The organism is 'Chrysanthemum coronarium' phytoplasma, from assembly GCF_000744065.1.
In the GTDB taxonomy this organism is placed as follows: domain Bacteria; phylum Bacillota_I; class Bacilli_A; order Acholeplasmatales; family Acholeplasmataceae; genus Phytoplasma; species Phytoplasma asteris.
In genome coordinates this window covers 1-9,848 of the sequence record NZ_BBIY01000041.1, presented here as the reverse complement: position 1 = coordinate 9,848, position 9,848 = coordinate 1, and the positions used below count along the sequence as shown (strand labels likewise).

Annotated in this window: 11 protein-coding genes and 4 pseudogenes; 4 read left to right on the top strand and 11 right to left on the bottom strand. The window is 25.5% G+C overall.

Annotated elements, in window-relative coordinates; translation table 11 throughout:
* The 4 genes and pseudogenes from OYV_RS04650 to OYV_RS02645 all read left to right on the top strand — a co-directional run.
* Positions 1 to 149, top strand: a pseudogene (locus tag OYV_RS04650) (effector); the annotation flags it as partial.
* 52 nt (positions 150 to 201) lie between these two features.
* Positions 202 to 525 (top strand): SVM family protein, encoded by a 324-nt coding sequence (locus OYV_RS02655; protein ID WP_011160740.1) that lies wholly within the window; start codon positions 202 to 204, stop codon positions 523 to 525.
* Positions 526 to 851: 326 nt separating this feature from the next.
* Positions 852 to 1,310: a hypothetical protein gene (locus OYV_RS05055; protein WP_011160741.1), complete on the top strand. Its 459-nt coding sequence runs from the start codon at positions 852 to 854 to the stop codon at positions 1,308 to 1,310.
* Positions 1,311 to 1,382: 72 nt separating this feature from the next.
* Positions 1,383 to 1,586 (top strand): hypothetical protein, encoded by a 204-nt coding sequence (locus OYV_RS02645; RefSeq protein ID WP_042068144.1) that lies wholly within the window; start codon positions 1,383 to 1,385, stop codon positions 1,584 to 1,586.
* A 401-nt stretch (positions 1,587 to 1,987) separates the two neighbouring features.
* Here the strand turns inward: OYV_RS02645 and OYV_RS02640 are convergent.
* The 11 genes and pseudogenes from OYV_RS02640 to OYV_RS04465 form a co-directional block, all read right to left on the bottom strand.
* Positions 1,988 to 2,925: pseudogene (locus OYV_RS02640) on the bottom strand (IS3 family transposase).
* A gap of 414 nt (positions 2,926 to 3,339) precedes the next feature.
* Positions 3,340 to 3,966, bottom strand: a complete 627-nt coding sequence (locus OYV_RS02635; protein WP_011160744.1) for a hypothetical protein — start codon at positions 3,964 to 3,966, stop codon at positions 3,340 to 3,342.
* Between the two features lie 140 nt (positions 3,967 to 4,106).
* Positions 4,107 to 4,886, bottom strand: a pseudogene (locus tag OYV_RS04645) (toprim domain-containing protein); the annotation flags it as partial.
* The gene (locus OYV_RS02630; RefSeq protein ID WP_052360408.1) at positions 4,843 to 5,316 is read right to left on the bottom strand and encodes a dTMP kinase; all 474 of its coding nucleotides are present in this window, start codon (positions 5,314 to 5,316) and stop codon (positions 4,843 to 4,845) included. The pseudogene OYV_RS04645 and the gene OYV_RS02630, both read right to left, overlap by 44 nt.
* A 74-nt stretch (positions 5,317 to 5,390) precedes the next feature.
* A complete protein-coding gene (locus OYV_RS02625; protein ID WP_042068142.1) occupies positions 5,391 to 6,029 on the bottom strand; it encodes a YqaJ viral recombinase family protein in 639 nt (212 codons plus the stop codon).
* Positions 6,030 to 6,031: 2 nt separating this feature from the next.
* Positions 6,032 to 6,283, bottom strand: coding sequence for a hypothetical protein (locus OYV_RS02620; RefSeq protein WP_042068141.1), 252 nt, complete (start codon positions 6,281 to 6,283; stop codon positions 6,032 to 6,034).
* A complete protein-coding gene (locus OYV_RS02615) occupies positions 6,267 to 6,470 on the bottom strand; it encodes a hypothetical protein (protein ID WP_042068140.1) in 204 nt (67 codons plus the stop codon). The genes OYV_RS02620 and OYV_RS02615 overlap by 17 nt, the downstream gene beginning before the upstream one ends.
* A 78-nt stretch (positions 6,471 to 6,548) precedes the next feature.
* Entirely contained in the window at positions 6,549 to 7,748 is a 1,200-nt protein-coding gene (locus OYV_RS02610; RefSeq protein ID WP_081931929.1) for a hypothetical protein, read from the bottom strand.
* Between the two features lie 287 nt (positions 7,749 to 8,035).
* Entirely contained in the window at positions 8,036 to 8,374 is a 339-nt protein-coding gene (locus tag OYV_RS02605) for an SVM family protein (RefSeq protein ID WP_042068137.1), read from the bottom strand.
* Positions 8,375 to 8,400: 26 nt separating this feature from the next.
* A complete protein-coding gene (locus OYV_RS02600; RefSeq protein ID WP_152550834.1) occupies positions 8,401 to 9,246 on the bottom strand; it encodes a hypothetical protein in 846 nt (281 codons plus the stop codon).
* Between the two features lie 387 nt (positions 9,247 to 9,633).
* Positions 9,634 to 9,848: pseudogene (locus OYV_RS04465) on the bottom strand (DNA double-strand break repair protein Rad50); the annotation flags it as partial.

Below are 9,848 nucleotides of genomic sequence, written 5' to 3'. Positions count from 1 at the left end.
TACATGTTTCCGACTCTAACTTTGAATTAACTAATTTTCACCTCCACTTTAACCCTGTACGTAAAACTTTATCCCTTTACCAAGATAAACAGAATAATGATAAAGTCAAGGAAGCCGAATATAATAAAAGAACCAGCGATGACTGGTGATAAAAATTTTAACAACTTCCAATATGTTAAAATATAAAGGAATAAAAATTAAATGAGATTTCATATGATATTTAAATCACAAAAATATTTACTAATATTTAATATTATTTTATTTATTTGTTTAGGATTGTTATTAATAAATAATAATAATCAAGTTATGGCAATGGACAAATTAAATAATGAATTAATTAAAGAAACAAATATTAATAAATGTCAAGAACAAATTCAGCAATTAGAACAAATATCAAAATATAGTAAAGAAGATGAAAAAATAAACAATGATAATTTGGAAAAACAAAAAAACCATTTTTTTAAATTGTTTATAAAACAAATAGTTATAAAATTGATGTTTATAGAAATTAATATAAATTTTTAAAAACAAACCAAGCAAACAAAAATATCCAAATTTACAATTATACTCAACAAAAAATTAAAGAAAAACACCAAATTAAAATCCTTTAAATAATGATGCACCTTAATCATTTTTTTCAATATTCAATTCATAAAGTTGTATAATAGTGAATATTATTCAAACTTTCATATTTGATAATTTATAACCATTATCATAGGGGATAAAAAAATTAATGAATACTAGTAATTTTTTAAAAACACAATATAAAAATAATATCTTATTTAAACTAAACTATCTCTACATTATAATCCCATCTGAGTGATAAAAAATAAAAAAAGGAAATCAAAAAAATGGAAATTAAATCATTTATTTTAATAATAAGTTTAATTTTGAATGTTATTTTAATACTTTTCTCCATAATTAAAACAATACAATGTAACAAAAAATTAAAATTCGAAGATTTGACTAAAAAAGAATTTGAATTAAAATGTGTTGAATTAATATGTTCAGGAGAAATAAGTTTTGAAAATAATAAAAAAGTTTTAAAAGCAATGCAAAAGTTGCACAAAGAAATATTTTTAGATACAATTCCTAAAAAAAAGAATAATCACAAACCAAGACCCTTCCAGGGTCTTTTTTTATTTAACAACACACATAACTTTGGAAAGGAAACAAAAACAATGTTCATAAAAAAATCTTTCAATCTTTACCTAGTAATCTCATCTTTTTCATCATCACTCTACTTTCATTTATTCCAATTATCACCATTTATTATGTTCTTAAATTCTATCTTTTCACTGTCAAACTAAGTCTTCACCAACTAAAACAAGGAATAGTGGTTCAATTTTATCAATATTTAACTACGAAGCAACCAAATCATCATGTGGAATTTAATTAATACTTGGTTAACTAAACTAAATAACATGCTTAATGCTATCAGTCATTATTTCTTCACTTATCAAAATCAATGGTTAAACTTAGGTTTATTAACGATTATTTTATTATTTATCCCTCATCTTTTATATTTAATTGATTTTCTTTTTAAATGTCTTTATCATCTTTTTCGTTTCTTTTATTATTTATGAAAATATCTTTTATTCTTATTAAAGAAAATATTTAAGAAAGAATGAATATTATGAGAATCAAAAACTTTGAGCTGTTTCCTTTTTTTAAACAAATTTAATTTTTAAAATGACTCTTTAAGACTAAAAATTAATAGATAATTTCCTATCTTTTCAAACTAAAGAAATATTTTTTTCGTTTAAAAAAGTGTCTAAACTTTTTTTGATAATTCTTTAGTTTCAAAAGATATTTTTTTAAATATTTTATCTTTACACTATCTAGTTAGGTAAAAAAAGTGAAAAACTCGTCAACAAAATGAAAAGAAAATAATCTTTGATATCAATTTAACATTTTTCTTAAAAAAAGTCGTACTAAAATAACCTTTTTCAAAGTTATATTATTTGATGTTAAATCAACTAAAAATTTATCTTAGATTTTGAATATATTGAGATGGAGTTGAATGGTTTAATTTATTTAAAATCCACTTAGTATTCCAAAATTTCGGAAAATGATTGATTAATTTTTTCATTTTATCAGGAGATTTTTGAAATAAAAATGGATTTTGATGTTGTAAGATTGTTTTCATTTGGCCGAAAAAGTTTTCAATGATGGCGTTATCACGAGGGGTAGCTTTTCTTGACATGCTGATTAAAAAACCTTTTTTCGTTAAAGTTTGTTGAATTTTGAGCGATTGATAAACTTTTCCTTGATCGGAGTGAATGATACAAGGTTCTTTTAATTTTGGCAGTTTTTTAATAGTTTTTAAAACTAAATCTTTATTTTGTTGGTTTGAAACATGTGAAGCAATTATTTGATTGTTAAAAGAGTCAATGATGCAAGAAAAATAAAGAAAACCTTGATTCGTTTTGAAATAAGTGATGTCAGTAAAAAGTTTTTGGAGGGGTTTGGTGGCCATAAAATCTTGATTGATTAAATTAGGAATTATTTGGAGATTATTTTTTAAATTACGGTAAGTAAAATTTTTTTTGATTCTTAAACGACAACTAATGTCGTTTTTTTTCATGATGAGATAAACTTTTTTCTTGGTGATGAATTCGTTAAAGGTTTTTTGATATAAATCAGTGATTTTTCGATGACCGTAAAAATATTGATAATGGAGACATAAAGCTTTAATCCGTTTTTGTTGTAACAGGTGTTTTTCTTCTTTTTCTTTTAGTTTAGCTTTTATTTTCAACCAATAATAATAAGTACTTCTTTTAATTTGAATTGTTTTTAAAATAGTGGTTAAATTCAGAGTTTGATTGAATTGGTTGACTAAATGAAAAACAATCTTTTTATCGATTTTTTAATCTTTTCAATCATTTTTTGTAATAATTTAATTTTTTGTTTTAATTTTTGCATTTTAACACCAATTATCTTTATAAATTATTTTAAATATATCAACTATTATAACTCTAAAAGATTTTTTATTGGATCAATAAGCGCTTCATCGCGTGCATCTTTTTTTTAATAATACATATAGTAATACTTGGAAAGGCAGTTAATTTAAAAATTAAAGTTGATTTAATAATTAAAATAAATTAAAAAAATAAAATTACCTCAAAAGAGGTTTTTATGATATCGATAAATAATAATGATATGAAAAATGATAATGCGATAATATCAAATATCGAGTATCATTATCATTATCGATATAAAATATCAAATATCACTCCTTAAATGAGTTAATCTTTATATAGATTATTTTAAAAGACAAAATGTCATAAAAGTGTCAGTGAAGTGTCATAAAAGTGTCAGTGAAGTGTCATAAAAGTGTCATTCTTGTTGTTTAGGTATATATTTATATTTGGGATGTAGCTTTTTCACCCGATAACCTTGTTTATCTTTTGTTAAAAAAGATTGAAGATATTTTAAATCTTCTTGGCGATAATAAATAATATTTAACCCTTTTTTATAGTTAGTTTTCATGGGTTTATGGTATTTATCTAGTTTTTGAGGGTCTAATTGATATAACTGTAAAGTTTCTAACTTATTACCATCAATTTTTCTAATTAATTCTTTGATGGTATTTTTAAATTCATTTTTATAATTGATTTGGAAGATATTAAATAGGTGTTTAAGGGGGTTATTTTGTCTTTTAAGCGGGGTTAAATCTGAAAGTAATAGTTTACTATTAATAGAAGAAAAATTATCATTAATTAAGGTTATTTTTGTTTGTTTAATTTCTTCTAAGATTTGAGGATCAACGAAGAGAGTTTGGTTTTTCGGACGGTAATTAGCTTCTTGATAGGTGTTTTTCTTTTTAGAATGAGAAATAATGGTAAGATTGATTAAATCTTCTTTTAATATTTTTAAAAAGTTTTTAATTTGAGTTAAATCATTTGGGGTGGCTTTCGCGTTCCAACCCCCGATTCTAATTTCTTGGCTAGCGTCGTTTTTCATTTCTTTTCTCCTTAATTTGGTTTTTTGTTATAAAAATAAAAACCCTAAATAGTTAAATTTAAGTTTATATATACTTTTATGAGATTGCATTAATGTTTTTATATGTGTAGATGTTATATATTTTGGTGTAAAAAAATAATTTAATTAATTACTTCAACTTTGTCTTCGCCAAAGAAATGAACCGCTAAATCGACGATGATTTTCTTTTTGGCCTCTTCATAACTAATGTATGGAGCTAAAAAACATTTTTGATATGCTTCTTTGCCGTATTGACGTAATAAATCATCGACATCTTTACAAGTTTTATCATAAGGTGGTAAAATACGTCTAATTTCGTAAATAATATTTTCTTCTTTAAGTTGTTCTCCTAAGGCTTCGCTGCGTTTTCGGCCTGTTTTATCATTATCTAAAGCGATAATGACTTTGATTTTTTCTTTTTTAAGAATTTCTAGTTGTGATTGAGAAAGTTGCTGAGTGACACAAATGAGACCGACCGCGTTTTTAATATTGTTTTGCCAACAACTAATGATATCAAAAAAACCTTCATGAATGATGATGGTTTTGGTTTGTTGAATATATGGTAATGCTTCAAAAAAACGATAACTAAAATGAAAAGTAGGAGTTTGACTAAAATTATTGAGGGATTGGTATTTTGGTTGAAAGTAAGAAACTTCGCGGAAATGGTTTTGATAAAAATGAAAAGTTTGATGATAACCATTTTCAATAGGGATAATAATGGAACCATGGAAAGTATCATGATAATATTTTTTTCTTTGTTGACTGGTTTTTTCTTTGATAAAACCATATTCTAATAATTGATCGATCTTAATATTTTTCTTTTGACAGTAATTTACTAACCGAAAAGATAAAGGTTTATCAGATAATGGGGCATAACCAAGTTGAAATTCTTTGATGGTTTTTTTGTTTTTTCTTTCTAGTTCTTCCGATGAGAGGATCGATATCTAAATAAATTAATAAATCGGGTTTTTTTAAGATAGTTTCATGATTCAACTTAAAGATCTTTTTTAAAGGGGGAAGTTGTTTCTTTTCCTTGGAAAAAGGAAATAATTGATAAGCATAAGCGGATGGTAACCAACGGTCTAAGATGATTAATTGGTTGTTTTTAAATAATTCCGCTTGGATTTGAGCCATATTCGCGAGACTTAAATAAAAACGAGTGAGATAATCTACTTGTTGAAAATTTAAAAATAAATCTCTAATTTCCTTCCCAATAGAACTGCTCCCTAAACCTTGATAAAGTTGATGAGGGGTTTTTAATTGCGGTTGAAGGGTGTGAATAAGAGAAGTTTTTCCGCTCCCGTCGAGTCCTTCAAAAACGATTAATTTCATCATTTTTTTTCTCCTTTGATTTTTAATTTGGGCATAAAAAAAAGACCTTCAAATTGAAGGTCTAAAAATATTAATTATTTAATTTTACTTAATTGTTTTAAATAAGTTGTTTGTAATAATTCTTGTTTTGTTTTGTGTAGTAATTCTAAATATTTTTGACTATCTTTAATCATTTTAGTGATAAATGTTTTATCTTGATAAATCCGAACAACATGATAACTTTGGTTGTTAAAATAGACTAAAAAGTAAGCAAATTTAGCTTGACTACAATAAAGTTGACATTGAACTTGGGCCCAGTAGTATTGAGGAATATTTTCTAAATGAGGATTGGTTAAAAAACTAGTCCAAGTGGATGAGACTTCTTGGTTTTCATTAACAAAAGGACATTTAATTTCTAAAACAGCTTGATGTTGTTCATTGTAACCATCTAAAGAGGCGGAAAAAAGGTTAACTTGATCATCAGTGAAAATGGTGTCTTCGAAAATTAAATTGGTTTTTTGTATGAAAAACTGTCGCGCGATGGGTTCCATTTTTTGCCCATGAAGGGTATATTGATTAGCGGTAAAAGTTGTGCCAAAGAGTTTATCATGAACTAATTGTTCCATGGAACGAAAGGGGTCTAAACCCGTAATAGAAGCGATTTCGGAAGCGTTAATATATTGTTTGCGGTGTTGATACCATTCTTTGGTACGTTGTGATAGTTTGATTTTCATGGTTATTTACCTTTCTTAAATATTTTATTTAATAATAATAAAAGATATTTTCCTAAATAATAAATAAATTTAATTATATGATAAAGACATTTAAAAAGAAAATCAATTAGATATAAAAGATGGGGAAGAAATAATAAAATAATTGTTAATAAATCTAAGTTTAACCATTGATTTTGATAAGTAAAGAAATAATCACTTATAGTTTTAAGGTTGTTGTTTAACTTAGTTAACCAAGTATTAATTAATTTCCACATGATTGGGTTGCTTCGTGGTTAAATATTGATAAAATTGAACCACTATTCCTTGTTTTAGTTTTTGGATGCTTAATTGGTAAGTAAAAAGATAGAATTTAATTAAATAATTCAACAAAATTAAAGGGATTATTAATAAGATAAAGATGATGTTACTTGATAAAGATGATAAGATTTTTTTAATGAACATATTTAATAGTTCCTTTCTTTTTTAATTATTGGGTAATAAAAAAAGACCCTGAAAAGGGTCTTGGTTTGTGATTAAAGATTAATCTAATTCTTTTGGTTTTTTAGGTGGTCGGGTTGTGTCTAAAAATTGATAATAAGTTCTTGTTTGCCAACGATCACCACCAGAACAACAATCGTTTCCGTCGATATACCAATCATCAAAAAAGATACCATCTACATATTTATAATAATAACTAGTTCCGTTTTCATTATAAAGCCAGCGGGAATAACGGCCTAATTTATTACGAACTTCTTCACCTGAATAATAATGACCATATTTGATATAACATTGATTTAACCAATTTATATAATTAGTTTTGTATTCTTCAACTAATTTAATTTTTAAAGAATAATCGTTACAAAAAATTAAATAAATTGTATTATCAGTTTCGAAAAGATGGGAAACGATTTTAACTTTAAAAGGAATATTAAATTTTTTATAGGAAGGAGAAGTAATTTCAAAAGAAAGTTCAGCTTCTTTAATTTCTTCTTCATATTCATCTTCTTTGATTAATGGCGAAAAAGTATATAAATTATTTTCACGTTTCCAATTACGGATGGTTTGATAGGGTTCTAAAGAATCAGACAATTCGATAATCTTTTTTCTTTTTTGGACGTTAAAAGTAAAGAGATAAATATTTTTAGCGCCGTTAGATAGTTTTAATAAATCTTCGATGGCGTAACATTGGTTTTCAGGAATAATTCGAATTCCATCATCAAAATAAATGGTGTCAATATCAATTTCATGGAAAGTTTTTGATGGTAAGGGAACGACTAAACGAGTATTAGGTGTGGTGTTATAACAACCTAATTTAATCAATTTTGGTTCTTCGATGATGTTATTTTCCATTAAATAATGATTGATTACTTCTTCTTTGTTTCGATCAGTGAAGATGTTGCTAACTACTAAATTTATTTGAGGTTGAATTTCTTGAGGTTTTTCTTGGGAGTCCCAAAAGATAAAAACTTCTTCAATGGCGATTTCGTATTTTAAAAGGTCTTCTAAGGTGTATTCGTAATCTTCATGAGGATATTTTTCTTTAAAAGGATTAATTCTAGGTTTGAAATAGATACCTAAGAGACCTTGAGGAGGGTTTTTTAATTTGTTGAAGAAAAATTTACGTCCATAAGGGTTGTATGAGGGTTCTTCGAGATTATAGGTGGAAGTTTGGATATTGAAATATTCTAATATATTAGGGATATCTTCTTTCTCTATAACGTTGATGTCATATCTTTTCATTTTTGGTTGGGTATTTAACCATTCTTCTTGAAGGGTTTGGTAGTCTACTAGTTTAATAGTTGATTTGGTTTGTTTATGTAAATATTTATAGGCGAAAATAGGTTTAATGAATAAAATAGCAATTAATAAAGAAATGATTAAGAAAACTTTTTTAGGTTTTTTGTTTTAATCATGGTTTATTTGTCTCCTTTTAGTTGGGTTATGGACGTTCCGTGATGTGTTGTTGTTTGGGGTAAAAGAAAAAGACCCTTTAGGGTCTTTGTAAAATATAAGATATTTATATTAAATTATTTTTTATTCTTATTGGGTTTTTTTGAAATAAACAAATTTTGTTCTTCTAATGTTATATTTCTTTTTTTTATTTTGGTTTCATTTTTAGATAATAATTTCGTTATTTTATCTAAATTAATTTGAATTCCTTTTTTATTAAAGTATTTAATTGCTTCATCCAAATTTTCTATCGCTTCATCTAAGATATCATTATCTTTTTTTTGTTCACCTTTATAAGTATTATAAGTGTTGTTTTCCATTGCCATAACGGAATTATTAGTAGTAATAAAAAATAAACTTAAACCAATAAATACAAATATATTTAAGAATAATAAATGATGTTTGATTTTAACCATTAATTAAAAATCTCCTTTTACTTTATTTATTCCTCAACCGAGGAAATAATTTCGTAGAGGGAGTTGAGTTCATATAAGATATTATCTTGATATTGTTTTTTGGCATCTTCATATCGTTCTTCTAACATTTTTTTGAAATTTTCAGCTCTTGTTAACATATTTTCGTACATCTCTTTTTTGGATTCTAATGTTCCGATTTGAGATTTAAGGTCTGAAATTTGACCGACTAATTCTATAACTTCATCTTGTAATTTTTCGATTTCGGCCTTTAGTAAATTTAGATTAGCTTCTCTTTCAGTTCTTGCTGAAGTTGATTGATTAGGTATATATTTGTATTGTTGTGATTCATTTTTTAAATCATTAATTTCTTTTTCGAGAATTTCTAATTCTTGTTCTAAATTATTTTTTTGTGTATTCAAAGACGGAAATTGGCCTTTTATTTCTTGGATTTTGGTGTTATATAAATCGCATTTTTTATTTTCTTCATCAATTGTATTTTTTTCGTTTTTGAAAAAACCTAATGAATTTTTCCAACTATTTTTTATTTTTTCAATTTCAGTTTTTTCTCGTTCGGAAAGATCATTGAATAATAAATTTTGATTGTTGTTTTCTAAAAATACATAAGATTTAATTTGGTCAAAAAGAGCTTCAGTAATGGTGAATTTAGGTTTTTCAGTTTCTCGTTTAGTTCTAGAAGAACTAAATTTTGAATCATCATTTTCTATTTCTTCTTCTGGTGAAAATAATTCTTCTTTTTCTTTTTTAATTTCGTTTCTTCCTTGATAAAAACCAATAATGACTGATCCAATAAGAAAAGTAATAATAGCTACTAAATGTTTTTTGAAAAAATTACTAGTATTCATCAATTTCATTTCCCTTCTGATAATAGTGATTATTATCAAATATCGAAATTTGAATATATTACTATTATACAATTTTATGAATTAAATTGTTTAAAAAAAGTTTTATTTGTTAGGAATCATAATCATTTCAGGAATTTTAGTTTGACGTTTTTGTTGGAATTGTTGTTGAGCACGAGCGTAGTTAGGGTTTTTTAATTTCAGTTCTTCTTTGAGAGTTTCTATTTCAACTTCTTGGTTTTCTAGTTTTTCTTCTAATTTATATTGTTTTTTTTCTAATTTTGGTATATCTGTGATTTGTTTACTTTTTTCATATAATTCGTTGATAATTTTTTCATATTCGTTAATTACGGAATTTTCTTCTTGTTGGATTTTTGTAACTAATTTTATTGACTGTTCTTATTCTTTCAGGATTTTTTTATCTTGTAATTTATCTTTATATTCTTCTAGTTTCTTTTGGTAGTCTTTTTGGTCGGCGTCGAGTTTGGCTAAGTCGCGGTCGATGTCTTTGGTATACATTTCTAAGGCTTCTTTGGTAATCATTGGGAGTGATTCTTTGTTTTCGTTCACTACTTCGTTGTACATATGCCATAAACGATGACCTTCGTGAAGAA